We start from the raw sequence: 19885 nt of genomic DNA on the forward strand, positions 1-19885 counted from the left end.
AAATAGGCTCCGCGTCCTGTGGGCACGGCTTCAGCTAGGCCACTACCCGAAAAGCTTCTTTGCTGCCTTGTGCCGAGGAAGCTCACTTCGAAGCGGTACCTGCAGACGCAGGCCACAAATGAAGTGGATCTTCAGCTCGCGCTGATTCCACGGGAGTCTCCACCTATTTCCTACGCTTGAGGGAAGTGCTACAATGTATAGAACAGCTAAAAGCAGTGGTTCTAGGCATTATGTTATTCATGCAATTCCTGTTATATATAGTGATGAGTGATCAATATGCTAGCTCTTACAAAAATTGTAGAGGCCCAATTCTAGCGTAGGCCAACCACGGAGACTCCCGCGGGACAGGCAGGCGCTGAAGATCCACTTTGAGAAGCGGTCTTCTTCACAAAGTTAGCTTCAGCCGTGCCCCGCAGGACGCGGAGTGGTTGGACGGAGCGATATCATACCACACATAATTTTTCAAAATGACCACTAAGCTGCTAGTTTACATAATCCATATTATAGGAAGTATTATATTAATTAAGATGCTTTGATTATTACCGGAAAGCTAGTTGAACGCCCGCATCGCACATAATAAGCCGGGAGTGGTACGAAAAATTATACAGTTATTCTAATGTACAGAAAATTTCTCATTTTAAGCCTTTAATAAAAGGCAAGTTGCTCTATATTTCTTGTTTATGATGAAAACAATCGTCATTTAAAATGTGCTAAAATACATATTATAGAAGGAGGAATGATCAATGGAAAGGATGATTTGCTTAAATTCTTCCTATACTGATGAAATTCTAAACTTATCTGAGTATGCTTTTCAATATAAGTTAACTCAACAAGAAAGAGAAGAAAAAGCAGAGCAAATGAAAGAAGATCAAGTATGGGGATGGATAGCAGATAATCAGTTAGCTGCTAAAGCTCACCTTATTCCACTGACTGTAAATCTACATGGTAAGCCGTTAGAAATGGGAGGTGTCGGATCCGTTGCTTCTTGGCCAGAGTATCGCAGAGGTGGAAAAGTAAAGGCATTGTTATACAAACTTTTAACAGAAATGAGACAACAACAACAAAGTATTTCATACTTACACCCATTTTCAGTACCTTTTTATCGAAAATATGGCTGGGAATTGACGTTTGACCGAACTACATACAATATGCCGATAAAATCATTTCAAAACGATTGGAACGGACAGGGCAGTGTCAGGAGGGGAAGTAAAGGGGAAAAAACAATTTCCACGTTAGACGCCATCTACCAAATGTATGCAAAGAAGTATACAGGCACACTTCATCGAACAGAACATTGGTGGAAATATCGTATATTAAAACATAAAGATACACATATCGCAATTGCGTATGCTGCGGATCAAACACCAATAGGGTATCTGTTGTTCACTATTAAACAAAGCTTGTTTACTGTACATGATATGGCATTTGTGAATATAAATGCGCGCCACTTACTTTATCAGTTTATCCAACATCATGATTCAATGGTGCATAATGTAGAGCTGTCTGTCCCTGCAGATGACCCATTGCCATTACTTATTGGTGAACCGAGATTCGAACAAAAACAGATGCCTTATTTTATGGCGCGAATTGTGGATGTTGATGCTTTCTTTGAACAGTATCCTTTTCCAATAATCGATCAAACGAAAATCGATTTTACAGTAGAAGTATCAGATGCCTTTTTAACAGAAAATAATGGTTTGTTTCTGGTGTCCAACAGCATAAAAGAGGGTATTGTTACGGAGCGTGTAGAGGCAGATCCGAATGTTGCAAGGGTGAAAATAGCTGTTCAACAACTTGTACAAATTTTATTTGGTTATAAACGGCCATTCACATTGTGGGAGGCAGACTTAATACAGGGAGATGCTTCAGCCGTTGAGCAGTTAGAGATGATTATACCTGAACAGCAGACATATTTTCCTGATTTCTTTTAATCCAAACACCCCCTTTATACTGCTTCGTAGCTATAAATCACTAATTTTAGGGTATAAGAAGTATATGCTCTCATCATTTATTTATTCATAGTGAAAAAGGGGGAAATTGCCATGGATCAGATCTTTGATGCTGCATTTATGGAATCTGTTTCAAAATTGTTGATTGCCCTTATATTAGCCGGCTTAATAGGGTTTGAAAGGGAAATAAACAAACATTCAGCCGGCTTTAGAACGCATATATTAGTAGGTGTCAGCTCGTGTTTAATGATGTTACTTTCAATAAACGGCTTTGATTATTTTATTGAGCATTATGATAATGTCCGATTTGACCCTGCAAGGATACCTTCGTATGTTATTAGCGGGATCGGCTTCCTTGGTGCTGGAACAATTATTGTAAACGGCGGGACAATTCGTGGCCTTACAACGGCTGCTTCGATTTGGGCAGTGGCAGGCTTAGGATTAATCGTCGGAATTGGTATGTACAAAGAAGCGATTGTTACTACATTAATCATTCTGATCAGTCTGGTTGTTTTAAATAAATTTGAACATCGGCTGCATCGCAAAAATCATTTTATTATTTTTGAGGTGAAGTTGAGCAAAACAAAAGGTACTGCTAAATTTATGGATCAGGTGCAAGCTTTTCCAATCGAAATACGAGAGTTTGATATATACAATGAGAGTAAAGAAACAACAAAAATAAAAATGTATATCGATGCTATCCATCAGAAAAAACGGGAAAATTTATATGAATGGTTATTAGAACAAGAAGAAGTCGAAAAAATTAAAATACGATTTCGATCTTGATGGTTTGAACGGAAAAAATAACGGATATAATATAGAAGACCAAATAGTTTTCAACCCCGTGATCTTGAAGTATAATAAGTATATAGTCAAATATAGTCAAAGTCAGATTGGAGGAGGGGAAATGCGGAATATTTCAGATATTATTGAAGAATATTTGAAAACCATCATGAAAAGTAATCAGCACAAAATCATCGAGATAAAACGAAGTGAGATTGCAGATCGCTTTGAATGTGTACCCTCTCAAATTAACTATGTTATTAATACGAGATTCACCTTAGAGAAAGGGTATCTGGTTGAAAGCAAGCGCGGTGGTGGAGGCTACATTCGAATTAGCAGAATTACCAACGAAGACAAAGCAATGTTAATTGATGAAATAATCGAAATGGTTCAGCCAAGTATTTCACAACAAAAGGCTATTAATATATTGGAACGACTGTTGGAAGAAGAACTTATCACGAAGCGAGAAGCAAAATTGATGGTTAGTGCCATTGACCGCAGTACATTACCGTTTCAATTACCGATCCGAGATGAAGTGCGTGCCCGCATCTTGTCGGCCATGCTCAATTCATTAAAATATCAGTTTTAGGAGGTGTACGGTGTGGAATGCCAAGAATGCCATCAAAATCCGGCAACCGTTCATTTTGCCCAAGTAATAAACGGGGAAAAAAGCGAAATTCATGTTTGTCAGCAATGTGCAAAGGATAAAGGCTACGTCTCTCAGGAAGAGGATGCCTATTCGCTTCATAATCTGTTATCAGGATTATTTAATTCTGGATCAAATACGATGCAGCAGCAATCTCTAAGAAAGCGGGAAGAAACACTTCAGTGTGACAAATGTGGGATGACCTATCAACAGTTTGCTAGACTGGGTAAATTTGGTTGTGCATCGTGCTATCATACCTTTGCCGATCATCTCAATCCGTTATTTCGAAAGGTGCATAGCGGTAACACATTGCATGAAGGAAAAGTACCTAAACGAGCAGGCTCTAACATTTATCAACGGAAGAAACTACGAGATTTAAAGGTGAAGCTGCAGCAGGCAATAGCAGATGAAGCCTTTGAAGACGCGGCTGGAATCCGTGATCAAATAAAATCAGTCGAAAAGAGCCTGCATCGTGAAGAGGAGGGGGAAGATTCATGAGCTTAGAGCAATTCATGAATGAGGCAATTAGCCCCTGGCTCAAAGAAGATGGACCAGATAGTGATATTGTAATGAGCAGCAGGGTCCGCCTGGCGCGTAACTTTGAAGATACACCTTTTCCGCTGATTGCAGAAGAAGAACAGATGGATAACATTCTTTCATTTTTCAAAGAGGAATTTAATCATCAAACGTATAATCAGTATAAAGACTTTGAATTTGTCAGAATGGCAGATTTGAATTCCACTGAGAAGCAAGTGTTAGTAGAAAAACATCTGATCAGTCCACATTTAGCTGATAAATCGAAATATGGTGCTACATTGATCTCAAAAAATGAGCAGGTATCGATTATGGTAAATGAAGAAGATCATATTCGTGCACAGCTATATTTTCCTGGTTTTCAATTGGAAAAGGCTTTGCAACAGGCATTTGAGCTAGATGATTGGCTTGAAACGAAAATCAACTATGCGTTTGATGAGAACAGAGGGTATTTAACATCTTGTCCAACAAATGTTGGTACAGGTTTAAGAGCTTCTGTCATGATGCATTTGCCAGCACTTGCATTAACGCGAAAAATTAACCGTATGCTGCCAGCTATTAATCAATTAGGTTTGGTAGTCAGAGGCATCTATGGAGAAGGCAGTGAAGCAATCGGTAATATTTTTCAAATTTCCAATCAAATAACGCTTGGCCGCTCCGAAGAAGACATTATCGAAGATTTAAAAGGTGTCGTGGAGAAGTTGATCGAGCACGAACGACATGCAAGATCCATACTGTTGGATCAGTCTTCATTAGAATTGGAAGATCGCGTTTTTCGCTCCTATGGAATTTTACAACACAGTCGTATCATAGAATCAAAGGAAACGGCTAAATGTCTTTCCGACGTCCGTCTCGGAATTGATTTAGGATTTATTAGTAATATCTCTAAGTCGATTCTAAATGAACTGGTCGTCTTAACGCAGCCGGCATTTTTACAACAATATGCGAAAAAAATGCTAACACCGAATGAACGTGATGTTTTTCGTGCATCCTTAATTCGGGAACGATTTACAATGGAGCAGAAGGAGGAATATTAATATGATGTTTGGACGTTTTACAGAAAGAGCACAAAAGGTATTAGCACTTTCACAAGAGGAAGCAGTTAGATTAGGCCATAATAATATAGGGACAGAACATATCTTATTAGGACTCGTTAGTGAGGGCGAAGGAATTGCTGCTAAGGCTTTACAGGCAATAGGTCTAGGAGCAGATAAAATTAGAGATGAAGTAGAATCTTTAATTGGCAAAGGCAATCAGGTCTCACAGACAATTCATTATACTCCTCGAGCAAAAAAAGTAATCGAACTATCAATGGATGAAGCACGAAAGCTGGGCCATTCTTATGTAGGTACCGAGCATATTCTGTTAGGCCTGATTCGTGAAGGAGAAGGCGTTGCGGCACGAGTATTAAATAACTTAGGTGTTAGTTTAAATAAAGCAAGACAGCAAGTGCTTCAGCTGTTAGGAAGCTCTGAATCTGGCAGTGCCCAAAATGGTCGTAATAACCAGGCGAATAGCGCTAATACGCCAACATTAGATTCACTTGCCAGAGATTTAACTGCTATTGCTAAGGAAGGCAAAATAGATCCGGTGATTGGCCGTGGTAAGGAAATTGAACGTGTCATTCAAGTGCTGAGTCGACGTACCAAAAACAACCCTGTACTCATTGGTGAACCAGGTGTTGGTAAGACAGCAGTAGCGGAAGGTCTTGCCCAGCAAATCGTGCAAAATGAAGTACCGGAAATCCTGCGAGATAAACGCGTCATGACACTGGATATGGGTACAGTTGTAGCGGGCACCAAATATCGCGGCGAATTTGAGGATCGCTTGAAAAAAGTAATGGAAGAGATTCGTCAAGCAAACAATGTCATTTTGTTTATTGATGAGCTGCATACATTGATCGGTGCTGGTGGAGCAGAAGGTGCAATTGATGCGTCCAACATCCTGAAACCGTCGCTGGCTCGTGGAGAACTGCAATGTATTGGTGCCACTACGTTAGATGAGTACCGTAAATATATTGAAAAAGATGCGGCCTTAGAGCGTCGTTTTCAGCCAATCCAAGTAGATGAGCCTTCTGTCGATGAATCCGTTCAAATTCTGCAAGGGTTACGTGACCGTTATGAAGCACACCACCGTGTTACGATTACAGATGATGCCATCGAAGCAGCGGCTAAATTATCTGATCGTTATATTACGGATCGTTTCCTGCCGGATAAGGCCATTGACCTTATCGATGAGGCGGCATCGAAAGTACGCTTGCGCTCTTACACGACTCCGCCTAATTTAAAAGAATTGGAACAGAAATTAGAAGAAGTACGTAAAGAGAAAGATGCGGCAGTGCAGAGTCAAGAATTTGAAAAAGCAGCAGCATTGCGGGATGATGAACAGCAATTACGAAAAGAATTAGAAGAAACCGAAGCCAAATGGAAAGAGAAGCAAGGGCAAGAAAATTCTGAGGTCACAGTGGAAGATATCGCAAGTGTTGTATCTACCTGGACTGGTGTACCCGTTTCATCCTTAACAAAAGACGAAAGTGAACGTCTGTTGCACATGGAAGACATTTTGCATGACCGACTGATTGGACAGGAAGAAGCGGTCAAAGCCGTATCGAAAGCAATCCGTCGTGCAAGAGCAGGTCTGAAAGATCCGAAACGTCCGATTGGCTCCTTTATTTTCTTAGGTCCAACGGGTGTTGGTAAGACAGAATTAGCTCGTGCATTAGCTGAATCTATGTTCGGTGATGAAGATGCTATGATCCGTATCGATATGTCAGAATATATGGAAAAACACGCTACATCACGATTGGTTGGTTCACCTCCTGGTTATGTTGGGTACGAAGAAGGTGGTCAATTAACGGAGAAAGTCCGCAGAAAGCCTTATTCAGTCGTCTTATTAGATGAAGTAGAAAAAGCACACCCGGAAGTATTTAATATTCTGCTTCAAGTATTAGAAGATGGCCGGTTAACCGATTCTAAAGGACGTACGGTTGATTTTAGAAATACGGTTCTCATTATGACTTCCAACGTTGGAGCGAATGAATTGAAGCGTAATAAATATGTTGGTTTCAGTCTTGGTGATGAGGAACAAGATTACAAGGATATGCGTTCAAAAGTAACAACTGAACTGAAAAAAGCATTCCGTCCTGAATTTTTAAACAGAATTGATGAAACAATTGTCTTCCACTCACTAGAGAAGAAGCATATGAAGTACATTGTTGAATTAATGGTCAAGGAATTACAGAAGCGTCTTGTTGAGCAAGAGATTGACTTTGAATTGTCAGATAAGGCTATTGAAAAAATCGCCAATGAAGGCTTTGATCCGGAATATGGTGCAAGACCACTAAGACGCTCTATTCAGAAGAATGTTGAAGACTTACTATCTGAGGAACTATTAAAAGAAAATATTAAACGCGGACAAAAAGTAACCATAGATCTAGATGATAAAAATGAATTTAGCTTAGTGTAATATCAAAAAATCGGAGGGGCTACCTTCCGATTTTTTGTACCCTGACAGGAAAACGTAACCCTAAAGATTTGTCTCCAAGAGTGAGGAAAGGACACAAATCAGAAGCTTTCACCCGAAGATTTGTATCTATATGCAACACGTTGCATATTCTTCACCTAAATGGTGTGGTGTCAGCGAGTAATTCCGGTAAAATATAGACAGTAAAAAAGCGAATAAAGCAGCAGTTCTATTTTTTCACACTTTTTACATACATCTTTAACTAAATTGATAGATCTTTGTAACTTATAGAGGGGTATTTTCGTATATAATGAAAAGGAGCGATATTTTTGGCTAAACGTAAATCAAAATTTGTTTGTCAATCTTGTGGATATGAATCACCAAAATGGATGGGGAAATGTCCAGGATGTCATCAGTGGAATACATTAGTAGAGGAATTAGAAGCAACGAAGACAGCAAGAGGAAATTGGGCAACAGGTGGTTCAGCAACAGCTCAAAAGCCGGAAAAAATTTCGAGTATTCAATCACAAGAAGAACCTAGAATTTCGACAAGCATGCGAGAATTAAACCGTGTTTTAGGCGGTGGGATTGTTCCAGGGTCACTTGTGTTGATTGGCGGTGATCCGGGTATCGGAAAATCAACTTTGCTTCTGCAAGTATCCAGTCAGCTATCGCAAAGCAACCTAGACGTATTGTACATTTCTGGAGAAGAATCTGCTCGACAGACAAAGTTAAGAGCAGATCGCCTCGATATTTCCTCTGAACGACTATATGTGCTGTCAGAAACAAATTTAATGGATATTGCTAATCAAATTGATCAATTGAAACCAGGATTTGTTGTTATTGACTCGATTCAAACCATTTTTAAAGAAGAAGTGACTAGTGCACCAGGTAGTGTATCACAAGTTCGCGAATGTACAAGCGAATTAATGCGAATTGCCAAGCGGAACCACATCCCGATTTTTATTGTAGGGCATGTCACAAAAGAAGGTTCCATTGCTGGGCCAAGGTTACTCGAACACATGGTAGATGCAGTTTTGTATTTTGAAGGGGAAAGACACCATACTTTCCGCATATTACGAAGTGTGAAGAATAGATTTGGCAGTACACATGAAATGGGTATCTTTGAAATGAAAGAAGAAGGTCTCGTTGAAGTGTTAAACCCGTCTGAGATCTTCTTGGAAGAACGTTCGCAAGGGGTAGCAGGTTCTACTATTGTTGCATCAATGGAGGGAACCAGACCAGTATTAGTAGAAATACAAGCTTTAATTTCTCCTACAAGCTTTGGAAATCCGAGAAGAATGGCTACCGGGATTGATCATAACAGGGTGCCGTTGCTGATGGCGGTTCTTGAAAAAAGAGTAGGTTTAATGCTCCAGAATCAAGATGCGTATGTGAAGGTCGCCGGAGGAGTAAAGTTAGATGAGCCGGCAATTGATCTGGCCGTTGCCATTAGTATTGCTTCCAGCTTTAGAGACAGAGCGCCGCATACAGATGATGTTCTGATTGGAGAAGTTGGATTGACAGGAGAGGTTCGGAGAGTGTCCCGAATTGATCAGCGGGTGCAGGAAGCTGCAAAGTTAGGCTTTAAGCGAGCTATTATTCCTGCTAAGAATCTGGAAGGCTGGACACCTCCAGACACCATTGAAATGGTTGGTGTTAATTCCGTACAGGAAGCCATAAAGATAGCATTAGGAGATTAACATCAGACAAAGAAGGAATGACCCGTTTTAACTATAAATGGTTCCAGCAAAATTTCTATGTTTAAAAAGTTTATAGTTGGAGAGAATACTATACAGGAGGTGACTGTGGTGCTAAAACGATTTGTGCAACTATTTTTCATTATTGCAGGTGGTACCGCTGGATATTTATATATTCCAAAATTATTGGAATTGATAGGATTCGCTGAAGGTTCATGGTTTATGTCAGATTATGTGGCACCCTATGTTGGGTTAGTCTTGGGAGCAATTATTTTATTTATTCTTTCTCTATTGGTTTCAGATTATATTGTGCAATTTTTTACTTGGATCGAAGAATTATTGATGAAGGCCCCAGTTGCAGATCTGATTTTTGGTAGTTTAGGAATTATTATTGGTTTAATTATTGCTTATTTCTTAATTATTCCGATTCAATCAATTGAAATCAAGCTAGTTTCACAAGTAGTACCGATCTTTTTAAGTGTATTGCTAGCGTATTTCGGTTTTCAGGTTGGTTTTAAAAGACGTGATGAGTTTCTTAATTTGTTTACCTTGCCAAAGAAGGAAAAAAAGAAAACATCTGTTGCAGAAGATGGACCATCCGACTTACCTAAGCCTAAAATTTTAGATACGAGTGTGATCATTGATGGTCGTATCGCTGACATTTGTCAAACAAGCTTTCTTGAAGGGACAATTATCATTCCACAGTTTGTCCTGGAAGAGCTTCAGCATATTGCGGATTCTTCAGACGCTTTGAAACGTAATAGAGGGCGCAGAGGGTTGGATATACTGAACCGAATTCAAAAAGACTTACCGATTAACGTGGAAATTTATGAAGGTGACTTCGAAGAGATTCAAGAAGTCGACAGTAAGCTCGTGAAGCTCGCAAAAGTAATGAACGGTATCGTTGTAACGAATGACTTTAACTTAAATAAAGTTTGTGAGTTTCAAAAAGTACCCGTCCTTAACATTAATGACCTTGCAAATGCGGTAAAACCAATTGTTTTACCTGGCGAGGAGTTAGCTGTACATGTGATCAAAGATGGGAAAGAACAGAATCAGGGTGTTGCGTATTTAGATGATGGTACGATGATCGTTGTAGAAGAAGGTAAGAATTATATCGGCCAACATATTGACGTAGTCATCACGAGTGTTTTGCAAACGTCAGCAGGACGAATGATTTTCGCAAAACCAAAATTGCTTGAAAAAGCTCTATAAAAAAGGTATAACTTATAAAGGATAGATAAAAAGTGATAACATACTGTTATCACTTTTTGTTAGTTTAACAGTGAGAGTTCGAACAAAGATTGGGGTGGCCGCATGATAAAATATAATGTGATCGTGCTAGCGGCAGGTCAAGGAAAACGGATGAACGCAGGTCAAAACAAGCAATTTATTGAACTATTGAATAAACCACTTATCATACATACATTAGAAAAATTTATCCATGATACATGGTGCCGTCATATTTATCTAGTAATCAATCCAAATGAACAGCAAGAAATGGAGGCATTGATTACTGAATACGGATGGCAACACCAGATAACCATTGTGTATGGCGGAAGTGAACGGCAGGAAAGCGGCTATAATGGCCTGTGCGCCATTAAACCGGAATCTCATGATCAAATCGTTATGATTCACGATGGGGCACGACCATTTGTAAAACAAGCACATTTACATGAACTGGCGAAAGTGGCACAAGAGAAGAAGGCTGCTTTACTAGCAGTACCTGTTACAGATACGATAAAAAGGAAGCAAGGGGACAGGATTGATACGTTGGACCGTTCTACCTTATGGGCGGCTCAAACACCACAAGCATTTAGTTATGATGTAATTCTGCGAGCACACGAAACCGCTCAAACCTCCCAGTATCTTGGAACAGACGATGTTTCGCTGGTAGAAGCATTAGATGAACCGGTAGAAATTGTGCACGGTTCGTATCATAATGTGAAATTAACAACACCTGAGGATATCATGCGGGCGGAAATGATTTTAACGCAAAAGGAGGAAGCGTAATGTTTCGCATTGGACAAGGATTTGATGTACATCAATTAGTGGAAGGGCGACCATGTATTATAGGTGGTATAGAAATACCGTATGACTTAGGATTATTAGGGCATTCAGATGCAGATGTATTACTGCATACCATCGCCGATGCTTGTCTTGGTGCAATAGGTGAAGGAGATATTGGAAAACATTTCCCTGATACTGACCCTGCATTTAAAGACGCCGATTCGCAAAAGCTATTGCAGGAAGTGTGGCGTTTGGTTGAAGAGAAGGGTTATACGCTTGGTAATATCGATTGTACTGTAATCGCGCAAGCACCAAAGCTTGCTCCACACATTACTTCCATCCGGGAAAACATTGCCCAGCTATTGCAATGTGAAGTGGATCAGATCAATGTAAAAGCAACTACAACGGAAAAGTTAGGATTCACCGGGAGAAAAGAAGGAATTGCAGCACAAGCAGTTGTTCTGTTAATGAAATCATAATTATTTTTCACAAAAAGCAAATTAGTAGGCATTGGTTTTCGTCTTCTTCTACAATAGAAACGTAACATTATGTCGAAATTAATGGTAAAATAGAGATAAAAGGTGAAACAGACCGCTATACTTTATCGAAACATATGGAGGGACAATGATCATGACAAATGAAGTACGTGTACGTTATGCACCAAGTCCAACAGGGCATCTGCATATCGGAAACGCAAGAACTGCACTTTTTAATTATTTATATGCCAAGCATTTAGGTGGCTCCTTTATCATTCGTACAGAGGACACAGACGATAAACGAAATGTAGAAGGCGGAGAAGAAAGCCAGCTGCACTATTTAAAATGGCTTGGATTGGAATGGGAAGAAGGACCAGATATCGGTGGTGAGTATGGACCATACCGTCAGACAGAGCGGTTAGATATATACCAGAAATATATTGATGAGCTGTTAGAACGTGGCCTGGCATACAAATGTTATATGACAGAGGAAGAGTTAGATCAGGAACGTGAAGAACAACGTGCCAATGGTCAAGTACCGAAATATTCTGGTGCGCACAGTAATTTAACGGAAGAACAAATAGAGCAGTTTGAAGCGGAAGGTCGTAAGCCTAGTATTCGACTCCGAGTACCGGCAGGTCATACCTATACCTTCCAAGACATCGTTCGAGGCAATATAACCTTTGAATCCAGCGATTTTGGCGATTGGGTTATTGTAAAGAAAAATGGTATTCCGACATACAATTTTGCTGTTGCAATCGATGATTATCAAATGAAAATCAGTCACGTACTGCGAGGAGAAGAGCATATCTCCAATACACCAAAACAAATGATGATTTTCGAAGCTTTTGGTTGGGAAGCGCCTCGTTACGGTCATATGACCCTTATCTTAAATGAAAATCGCAAAAAACTAAGTAAGCGTGATGAGCATATTTTGCAATTTATCGAACAGTATAAAAACCTTGGATATATACCACAAGCATTATTTAACTTTATTACCTTACTTGGATGGTCGCCAGTAGGCGAAGAAGAGCTATTTACTCAGGAAGAGTTTATTAATATATTCGATCCGGAACGTCTTTCCACCTCTCCGGCCATTTTTGATCCGGCGAAATTAAAATGGATGAACAATCAATATATTAAACAAGCCTCTCTTGAAGAAGTGGTAGAATTAAGCTTGCCACATTTGATTAAAGCAGGTAAATTACCAGAAGATATGGAGCCGGAACAAAAGGATTGGGCGATCAAGCTTATCAGCCTCTATCACGAACAATTATCGTACGGCGCAGAAATTGTAGAGTTAACAGAACTTTTCTTCAAGACAGACATACAGTATGAGGAAGAGGCAATGACAGTGTTGCAAGAGGAGCAAGTACCAGAAGTAATGGAAGCATTCCTGGAGCATTTTACGAGCATTGCAGAACTGTCACCTGAAGAAGTGAAAGCTGCAATTAAAGCAACACAAAAGCAAACGAAGCAAAAAGGCAAAAAATTATTTATGCCAATTCGTGTGGCTACTACCGGACAGGTACATGGACCGGAACTGCCGAATGCCATTCATCTTTTAGGAAAAGACATTGTAACGGCACGAATCGAAAAAGTAATCCAACAAAGCAAATAAGTAGCAAATAAAGGAATTTGCGCTATAATGAGAAGTAATAAATAAGGAATGTGGATGAGGAGAAGTAGAAGACTACAGCTTGTACAGAGAAAACCATCGTTGGCTGAGAGTGGTTAAAGCACGTATCTTTGAAATGCACCTCAGAGTTTCTTCCTGAATTCAGTACGGAAGAACGGTTTGCCACCGTTATCGGTTCAAGTGGAGGGCATTTTATCGCCCTAAACAGAGTGGAACCGCGCCAAAAGCGTCTCTGAGTTTATATAGCCAGAGACGCTTTTTTTGTATGCTAGAAAAGTAATGAAATTGTAGTGTTTGTATCGTTTATTACGACAGGGAAGAGGTCTTGCCATACTGTCGTTTATCAATTTGATAATAAAATGGGAAACAAAGGGGGATGGTCATGGGATTTTTTAAAATGCTCAAACAAGACATCGATGTAGTATTTGATCAAGACCCTGCAGCACGAACTTATATCGAAGTTTGTTTAACATATTCCGGTTTGCATGCCATTTGGGCGCACCGTATCGCACACGCCGTCTACAGAAAGAAATTCTTTTTCATAGCACGGCTTATTTCGCAAATCAGCCGCTTTTTTACCGGAATTGAAATTCATCCGGGTGCTAAGATAGGCAGTCGTTTTTTCATCGATCACGGTATGGGGGTAGTGATTGGCGAAACGTGTGAAATTGGCGATAATGTTACGATTTATCAGGGTGTTACCTTGGGAGGAACAGGGAAAGAGAAAGGTAAGCGGCACCCAACCATTAAGGATAACGCACTGATTGCAACAGGCGCGAAAGTGTTAGGCTCCATTACCATTGGAGAAAGCTCCAAGATTGGAGCAGGCTCTGTCGTATTGGAGGATGTACCGGATCATTCAACAGTAGTAGGTATCCCGGGAAGAGTAGTTATTCAAAATGGGGAGAAAGTAAGAAGAGATTTAGATCATCACAAGCTGCCGGATCCGATCAGTGAGGTATTAAAGGAAATGGAAGGCGAAATTAAAAAACTAAAAAAAGAAGTGAACGAATTAAAAGGAGCGAATCAAGATGACCATTAATATATACAACACGCTGACGCGAAAAAAAGAAGAATTTAAGCCGCTTGAACCGAATCAAGTCAAAATGTATGTATGTGGTCCAACTGTGTATAACTATATTCATATTGGTAATGCCAGACCTGCAATTGTATTTGATACAGTCAGAAGGTACTTTGAATATAAAGGCTATCATGTCGACTATGTATTAAACTTTACCGATGTCGATGACAAATTAATTAAGGCAGCGAGAGAACTAGGGGAAGAAGTGCCTGTTATTGCCGACCGGTTTATAACTGCGTATAAAGAAGATGTTGGTGCCTTAGGTGTGAAAGAAGCCGTCCATCATCCACGTGTTACGGAAACAATGGATGATATTATTCGTTTCATCGCTACTTTAATTGATAAAGGGCATGCCTATGCAGCGGATGGCGATGTATATTTTAAAACAAGATCATTTGATCATTATGGTAAGTTATCTCATCAATCAATTGATGAATTACGATCTGGTGCCAGAATCCAAATTGGAGAAAAGAAACAGGATCCATTAGATTTTGCACTATGGAAGCAAGCGAAGGATGGCGAAATTGCCTGGGATTCACCTTGGGGGCAAGGACGACCGGGGTGGCATATTGAGTGCTCTGCCATGGCCAAGAAATACCTTGGAGATACTATCGATATTCATGCGGGCGGTCAGGATTTAACATTCCCACACCATGAAAATGAAATTGCGCAATCAGAGGCAGGTAACGGAACCTCTTTTGCAAATTATTGGATGCATAACGGGTATATTAATATTGACAACGAAAAAATGTCGAAGTCACTTGGTAATTTTGTATTAGCTCATGATCTGATCCAAAAACACGATCCTAAAGTAGTTCGCTTCTTTATGTTAAGTGTACATTATCGCAATCCAATTAATTTCAGTGATGCATTGTTAGAAAGTGCAAAAAACAGCTTTGACCGAATAGAAAATGCGTTAACGAACCTTGTGCACCGCCAGCAGACAAGTGTCAATATCTCTGAGGATAACGAAGAGTGGCTGACCACCATTGAGCAGTTCAACGTACAATTCGAGAAAGAAATGGATGACGACTTTAATACGGCAAATGCGATTGCAGTTATTTTCGATCTGGTCAAGGAAGCCAATCGTTATCTGCAATCTGATCAAACGCATACCGATATACTGCAGACGTTTGTCGATACACTAAATGATTGGTTAACTGTGTTAGGAATTCCACAGACGTCTGAATCGGATCTGCTGGATGAAGAAATCGAGGACTTGATTGAACAGCGTATAACAGCAAGAAAAAATAAAGATTTTCAATTAGCGGATCAAATTAGAGATGATTTAAAGGCTAAACATATTATACTGGAGGACACACCTCAAGGTACTAGATGGAAGCGGGGTTAAGCATGAAAAGGCAGCCACCAAGGGAAATGAAAAGCCTGGCACTTGCCTATATGGGAGACGTTATCCATGAGAAGCATGTGCGTGAATATTTAATCCAGCAAGGGAACGTCAAGGTGCAACAGTTGCACCAGCAAGCTATTCAATTTGTGAAAGCTTCTGCACAGGCTGCTGTTGTGCTTCACTGGCTGGAGAATGAAATATTAACAGCAGAGGAACTAGCCATTGTCAAAAGGGGACGGAATGCAAAATCAGGTTCTGTCCCAAAAAACACTACTGTACAGACGTATCGATACAGCACGGCATTTGAAGCTTTAATCGGCTTTTTATATTTAGACGAGCAGACAGAACGTCTTGAATCCATGCTGCGCCAGGCAGTTGACTTGATAGAGAAAGGAGATGACCCATCATGAGTGATGAATGGATTATTGGCAAGAACACCGTAATGGAAGCACTAGAATCTAATCGCGCCATTCAAAAATTGTTTATAACAGAGAATTTAAACGCCTCTTTAGCAGGTAAACTCCAAGGATTAGCGAAAGCAAAAAACGCCCCGGTACACCGGGTTCCCAAAAAGAAGCTAGATCAAATGGTAGAAGGAAATCATCAGGGTATTGCTGCGTTAGTAGCGGCATATGAGTATGCAACACTTGATCAATTATTTCAGGTAGCAGAATCAAGAGGACAATCACCTTTCTTTTTAATTCTGGATGAAATAGAAGATCCACATAACCTCGGTTCTATTCTCCGCTCAGCTGATGCAACTGGAGCACATGGAGTGATCATTCCCAAGCGAAGAGCAGTAGGTCTGACTTCTACCGTTGCCAAAACCTCAGTAGGTGCCATTGAGCATATTCCGGTAGCACGAGTTACCAATATTGCACAAACCATTGAGGAGTTAAAATCCCGCAACGTTTGGATTGTTGGAACGGAAGCGGATGCTACGGAAGATTATCGCAAACTAGACGGCAAGTTACCGATAGCGTTGGTGATTGGTAATGAAGGCAAAGGGATGAGCCGACTAGTGAAGAAGAATTGTGATTGGACCGTAAGTTTACCAATGGCAGGTTCTGTTTCATCGTTAAATGCATCTGTAGCTGCTAGTTTGTTAATGTATGAAGTGTTCCGCAAACGAGATCAGCATGGTGAAGGATAATGGATGTACTACTGGTTGATGGCTATAACATGATAGGCGCATGGACCGAATTGAAAGCACTAAAAGATCACGATCTGGAACAGGCAAGATTACTTTTGATCGATAAGATGGCGGAGTATCAGGCATATCGTAAACGTAAAGTGGTCGTGGTCTTTGACGCTTATGAAGTGAGAGGGTTAGAGAACAAACAGCAGCAATTCAAGGTAGAAGTTATTTTTACGAAGGAGAACGAGACGGCGGATCAATGTATTGAGCGCCTTGTCAAAAAGTTTAAAAACGTCCGTACCAAAGTATTCGTAGCAACATCAGATTACACCGAACAACGGACGATTTTTGCCCAAGGTGCTTTTCGTGTCTCAGCAAGAGAATTAGATGTCGAATTAAAGAATATTCAGAAGGAAATTGCCGGTGATATTATCGAGCATCAGCAGAAAAAAATTAAAACTAAAATTCCTTTAGATGACAAGCTTTTACAAGTGTTTGAGAAGTGGCGACGTGGCAATTAATAACGAAGTGCTGTTGACGTATCTAAAGCGCTTCCTGTATAATATTGCTATTAATAGGCGGTAATACCTAATTTTTGGCATTAAGCCGGGAGGAGTCCCATTGACCACCATGCAGGTAGATAATAGAAATACTGACTTTCAGAACTTAGATGATAATGAATTAGTATTACTAGTGCAGAACGGCGACACCTTAGCCCTTGATTATTTAATTCAGAAGTATAAATCGTTTGTACGTGCAAAAGCAAAAACGTATTTCCTTATTGGTGCGGACCATGAAGATATTGCTCAAGAAGGAATGATCGGCCTGTATAAAGCGATACGAGATTTTCAAGCAGACAAGCTCTCTTCCTTTAAAGCTTTTGCTGAATTATGTATTACTAGACAGATCATAACAGCTATCAAGACAGCAACCAGACAGAAGCATATGCCGCTTAATTCATATGTTTCCTTGGACAAGCCAATCTATGAAGAAGATTCCGAACGGACCTTAATGGATGTGATAGAAGCAACTATTGCAATTGATCCACAGGAATTACTGATTAATAGAGAGCGCTATGGTGATATGGAATCCAAGTTATCAGAAGTGTTAAGTGGTTTGGAGAGGGAAGTATTATTACTTTATCTGGAAGGAAAAACCTATCAGGAGATTTCTTCGGAACTCAATCGTCATGCTAAATCGATTGATAATGCCTTGCAGAGAGTGAAGCGAAAACTGGAGAAATATTTAGAAGAAAGTGGTATTCATCTATCTTAGTTAAGTTTAGTAGATGTCGTTGACAGTGTGCGAGAAGCATGCTACATTTAAGTAGTATTAAACCCGATAGAGGTGACGGAATTGGGTAATAAAGTAGCACTTGCATGCGAAGTTTGCCATAGCAGAAACTACAGCACGGAGAAGAACACGTCGAATTCTGAACGTTTAGAGATTAAGAAGTTTTGTAAGATATGTAATAGACATACCATTCATCGTGAAACAAAGTAGATTAGACGGAGTTAGAAGACAGTTTGGAGGTACCTTCTGTGAAACCAGTAACTTTTATGAAAAATGTCAGCCGTGAAATGAAGAAAGTATCGTGGCCAAGAGGACGCGAATTAACACGATATACAATAACAGTAGTTGGAACAGTTGCATTTGTAACTGTGTTTTTTGCACTTATTGATTTAGGAATTACCGAACTTCTTAACTTATTATTTGAATAAATTGCTATTATATATGTTATACTGTAACTAAATATTATCCAAAAAGAACCCGTTTGGCGGGTTTTTTAAATGCAAAGAAATCGACTGTTGGAGAAGTTCATTTAAGGGAGGGAAGGGCGTACGAAAGCCCTCGATATTATGGAAAAAAGATGGTATGTCGTCCATACGTATTCTGGTTACGAAAATAAAGTGAAAACAAACCTTGAAAAAAGACTAGAATCGATGGGGATGGAAGATAAAATATTCCGCGTGTTAGTTCCGGAAGATGAAGAAACAGAAATAAAAAATGGTAAAAAGAAAATTGCGAAGAAAAAAGTATTCCCAGGCTATGTGTTAGCTGAAATGGTTATGACAGACGATTCCTGGTACGTTGTCCGCAATACGCCCGGAGTTACCGGATTCGTAGGTTCTGCCGGTTCAGGTTCAAAGCCGACACCATTACTTGAAGAAGAAGTAGAGACCATTTTGAAACGAATGGGCTTCGAACAGCGTGTAACAGAAGTAGACTTCGAAGTAAAAGAGACGGTAGAAGTAATGGATGGCCCATTCAACGGGTTCTCCGGAACGATCGAGAAAATCGATTTGGACAAGCAGAAAGTGAAAGTCCATGTGAATATGTTCGGTAGAGAAACACCGGTTGAACTAGATTTCTCACAAGTGAAGAAATTATCATAGATCGTTGATATTTTTAAAAATATATCAAATACACTTGCATTTCAATCGATAAAATGCTAAAATTTTTATGTTCTTTATGCCTCGAGTATAAGGTTATTTTTTCTCATATGTAATCGAGTGGGAGGGCAAGTGCCCTATTACCACATCACGGACTTAAGGAGGTGTGTCTCGTGGCTAAAAAAGTAGATTCAGTTGTAAAATTACAAATTCCAGCAGGAAAAGCAAATCCAGCACCACCAGTTGGGCCAGCACTTGGTCAAGCAGGTGTTAATATCATGGGATTTTGTAAAGAGTTTAACGCTCAAACACAAGATCAAGCTGGTATGATTATTCCAGTAGAAATCACGGTTTATGAAGACCGTTCATTTACATTTATTACTAAAACTCCGCCAGCGGCAGTGTTGCTTAAGAAAGCAGCTGGTATTGAAACTGCGTCAGGTGAACCGAATCGTAACAAAGTGGCAACACTTAAACGCGATAAGGTTAGAGAAATCGCAGAAACAAAAATGCCAGATTTAAACGCTGCTGATGTCGAAGCTGCAATGCGTATGGTCGAAGGTACTGCGCGTAGCATGGGTATCGTTATCGAAGACTAATCTCACAGCGATGTGCAAAAGCGGAAGGTTGCGGTAGTGGAGAATTGCTTCATCAACCGCAACCTTTAACTTTGAACAACGGTTGTTGTGACTGTTGCTGTCCGCTTTTGAAAGTGGGAGGTAT

General features: G+C 40.0%; 21 protein-coding genes and 1 other annotated feature. All 21 genes read left to right on the forward strand.

Annotated features, from left to right (window positions below):
• The first annotated feature begins 743 nt into the window (after positions 1 to 743).
• The 21 genes from MUN87_RS14190 (at position 744) to rplK (ending at position 19761) form a co-directional block, all read left to right on the forward strand.
• The gene (locus MUN87_RS14190; protein WP_244741134.1) at positions 744 to 1931 is read left to right on the forward strand and encodes a GNAT family N-acetyltransferase; all 1188 of its coding nucleotides are present in this window, start codon (positions 744 to 746) and stop codon (positions 1929 to 1931) included.
• Positions 1932 to 2042: 111 nt separating this feature from the next.
• Positions 2043 to 2735 carry an MgtC/SapB family protein gene (locus tag MUN87_RS14195; protein WP_244741136.1) on the forward strand — a complete coding sequence of 231 codons (693 nt, stop codon included), beginning with the start codon at positions 2043 to 2045 and terminating at the stop codon, positions 2733 to 2735.
• Positions 2736 to 2856: 121 nt separating this feature from the next.
• Entirely contained in the window at positions 2857 to 3321 is a 465-nt protein-coding gene (locus MUN87_RS14200) for a CtsR family transcriptional regulator (RefSeq protein WP_244741138.1), read from the forward strand.
• A 12-nt stretch (positions 3322 to 3333) separates the two neighbouring features.
• Complete coding sequence (gene mcsA / locus MUN87_RS14205; RefSeq protein ID WP_244741140.1) at positions 3334 to 3876, forward strand: protein-arginine kinase activator protein McsA; 543 nt, start codon at positions 3334 to 3336, stop codon at positions 3874 to 3876.
• A complete protein-coding gene (gene mcsB / locus MUN87_RS14210) occupies positions 3873 to 4949 on the forward strand; it encodes a protein-arginine kinase McsB (protein WP_244741142.1) in 1077 nt (358 codons plus the stop codon). Before mcsA ends, mcsB begins: the two co-directional genes overlap by 4 nt.
• A 1-nt stretch (position 4950) precedes the next feature.
• A complete protein-coding gene (gene clpC, locus MUN87_RS14215; RefSeq protein ID WP_244741144.1) occupies positions 4951 to 7377 on the forward strand; it encodes an ATP-dependent protease ATP-binding subunit ClpC in 2427 nt (808 codons plus the stop codon).
• Positions 7378 to 7703: 326 nt separating this feature from the next.
• A complete protein-coding gene (gene radA / locus MUN87_RS14220) occupies positions 7704 to 9077 on the forward strand; it encodes a DNA repair protein RadA (protein WP_244741146.1) in 1374 nt (457 codons plus the stop codon).
• Between the two features lie 108 nt (positions 9078 to 9185).
• Positions 9186 to 10289, forward strand: a complete 1104-nt coding sequence (locus MUN87_RS14225) for a PIN/TRAM domain-containing protein (RefSeq protein WP_244741148.1) — start codon at positions 9186 to 9188, stop codon at positions 10287 to 10289.
• A gap of 105 nt (positions 10290 to 10394) precedes the next feature.
• Positions 10395 to 11087, forward strand: coding sequence for a 2-C-methyl-D-erythritol 4-phosphate cytidylyltransferase (gene ispD, locus MUN87_RS14230; protein WP_244747971.1), 693 nt, complete (start codon positions 10395 to 10397; stop codon positions 11085 to 11087).
• Positions 11087 to 11563: a 2-C-methyl-D-erythritol 2,4-cyclodiphosphate synthase gene (gene ispF, locus MUN87_RS14235; protein WP_244741150.1), complete on the forward strand. Its 477-nt coding sequence runs from the start codon at positions 11087 to 11089 to the stop codon at positions 11561 to 11563. The genes ispD and ispF overlap by 1 nt, the downstream gene beginning before the upstream one ends.
• A gap of 151 nt (positions 11564 to 11714) precedes the next feature.
• Positions 11715 to 13181: a glutamate--tRNA ligase gene (gene gltX, locus MUN87_RS14240; protein ID WP_244741152.1), complete on the forward strand. Its 1467-nt coding sequence runs from the start codon at positions 11715 to 11717 to the stop codon at positions 13179 to 13181.
• A gap of 42 nt (positions 13182 to 13223) precedes the next feature.
• Positions 13224 to 13436, forward strand: a binding site (T-box leader).
• A gap of 145 nt (positions 13437 to 13581) precedes the next feature.
• Complete coding sequence (gene cysE / locus MUN87_RS14245; RefSeq protein ID WP_244741154.1) at positions 13582 to 14241, forward strand: serine O-acetyltransferase; 660 nt, start codon at positions 13582 to 13584, stop codon at positions 14239 to 14241.
• Positions 14231 to 15631: a cysteine--tRNA ligase gene (gene cysS, locus MUN87_RS14250; protein WP_244741155.1), complete on the forward strand. Its 1401-nt coding sequence runs from the start codon at positions 14231 to 14233 to the stop codon at positions 15629 to 15631. The genes cysE and cysS overlap by 11 nt, the downstream gene beginning before the upstream one ends.
• Positions 15632 to 15633: 2 nt before the next feature.
• Positions 15634 to 16041 (forward strand): Mini-ribonuclease 3, encoded by a 408-nt coding sequence (locus tag MUN87_RS14255; protein ID WP_244741157.1) that lies wholly within the window; start codon positions 15634 to 15636, stop codon positions 16039 to 16041.
• Entirely contained in the window at positions 16038 to 16784 is a 747-nt protein-coding gene (gene rlmB, locus MUN87_RS14260; RefSeq protein WP_244741159.1) for a 23S rRNA (guanosine(2251)-2'-O)-methyltransferase RlmB, read from the forward strand. Before MUN87_RS14255 ends, rlmB begins: the two co-directional genes overlap by 4 nt.
• Positions 16784 to 17290 (forward strand): NYN domain-containing protein, encoded by a 507-nt coding sequence (locus MUN87_RS14265; RefSeq protein WP_244741161.1) that lies wholly within the window; start codon positions 16784 to 16786, stop codon positions 17288 to 17290. Before rlmB ends, MUN87_RS14265 begins: the two co-directional genes overlap by 1 nt.
• Positions 17291 to 17399: 109 nt before the next feature.
• Complete coding sequence (sigH, locus tag MUN87_RS14270; protein ID WP_244747972.1) at positions 17400 to 18044, forward strand: RNA polymerase sporulation sigma factor SigH; 645 nt, start codon at positions 17400 to 17402, stop codon at positions 18042 to 18044.
• 81 nt (positions 18045 to 18125) lie between these two features.
• Positions 18126 to 18272 (forward strand): 50S ribosomal protein L33, encoded by a 147-nt coding sequence (gene rpmG / locus MUN87_RS14275; protein ID WP_244721666.1) that lies wholly within the window; start codon positions 18126 to 18128, stop codon positions 18270 to 18272.
• A 56-nt stretch (positions 18273 to 18328) separates the two neighbouring features.
• A complete protein-coding gene (gene secE / locus MUN87_RS14280) occupies positions 18329 to 18490 on the forward strand; it encodes a preprotein translocase subunit SecE (protein ID WP_439649671.1) in 162 nt (53 codons plus the stop codon).
• A 138-nt stretch (positions 18491 to 18628) separates the two neighbouring features.
• The gene (nusG, locus tag MUN87_RS14285) at positions 18629 to 19165 is read left to right on the forward strand and encodes a transcription termination/antitermination protein NusG (RefSeq protein WP_244721661.1); all 537 of its coding nucleotides are present in this window, start codon (positions 18629 to 18631) and stop codon (positions 19163 to 19165) included.
• 170 nt (positions 19166 to 19335) lie between these two features.
• The gene (gene rplK / locus MUN87_RS14290; protein ID WP_244721649.1) at positions 19336 to 19761 is read left to right on the forward strand and encodes a 50S ribosomal protein L11; all 426 of its coding nucleotides are present in this window, start codon (positions 19336 to 19338) and stop codon (positions 19759 to 19761) included.
• Positions 19762 to 19885 lie beyond the last annotated feature (124 nt).

Source organism: Gracilibacillus salinarum (assembly GCF_022919575.1).
Lineage (GTDB): Bacteria > Bacillota > Bacilli > Bacillales > Amphibacillaceae > Gracilibacillus > Gracilibacillus salinarum.

Coding starts and splice junctions, on each gene's coding strand:
- nusG (WP_244721661.1), top strand. CDS start 18,629: ATGGAAAAAAGATGGTATGTCGTCCATACGTATTCTGGTTACGAAAAT.
- MUN87_RS14265 (WP_244741161.1), top strand. CDS start 16,784: ATGGATGTACTACTGGTTGATGGCTATAACATGATAGGCGCATGGACC.
- rlmB (WP_244741159.1), top strand. CDS start 16,038: ATGAGTGATGAATGGATTATTGGCAAGAACACCGTAATGGAAGCACTA.
- MUN87_RS14195 (WP_244741136.1), top strand. CDS start 2,043: ATGGATCAGATCTTTGATGCTGCATTTATGGAATCTGTTTCAAAATTG.
- MUN87_RS14255 (WP_244741157.1), top strand. CDS start 15,634: ATGAAAAGGCAGCCACCAAGGGAAATGAAAAGCCTGGCACTTGCCTAT.
- ispF (WP_244741150.1), top strand. CDS start 11,087: ATGTTTCGCATTGGACAAGGATTTGATGTACATCAATTAGTGGAAGGG.
- cysS (WP_244741155.1), top strand. CDS start 14,231: ATGACCATTAATATATACAACACGCTGACGCGAAAAAAAGAAGAATTT.
- MUN87_RS14200 (WP_244741138.1), top strand. CDS start 2,857: ATGCGGAATATTTCAGATATTATTGAAGAATATTTGAAAACCATCATG.
- MUN87_RS14190 (WP_244741134.1), top strand. CDS start 744: ATGGAAAGGATGATTTGCTTAAATTCTTCCTATACTGATGAAATTCTA.
- sigH (WP_244747972.1), top strand. CDS start 17,400: ATGCAGGTAGATAATAGAAATACTGACTTTCAGAACTTAGATGATAAT.
- mcsB (WP_244741142.1), top strand. CDS start 3,873: ATGAGCTTAGAGCAATTCATGAATGAGGCAATTAGCCCCTGGCTCAAA.
- gltX (WP_244741152.1), top strand. CDS start 11,715: ATGACAAATGAAGTACGTGTACGTTATGCACCAAGTCCAACAGGGCAT.
- clpC (WP_244741144.1), top strand. CDS start 4,951: ATGATGTTTGGACGTTTTACAGAAAGAGCACAAAAGGTATTAGCACTT.
- cysE (WP_244741154.1), top strand. CDS start 13,582: ATGGGATTTTTTAAAATGCTCAAACAAGACATCGATGTAGTATTTGAT.
- secE (WP_439649671.1), top strand. CDS start 18,329: ATGAAAAATGTCAGCCGTGAAATGAAGAAAGTATCGTGGCCAAGAGGA.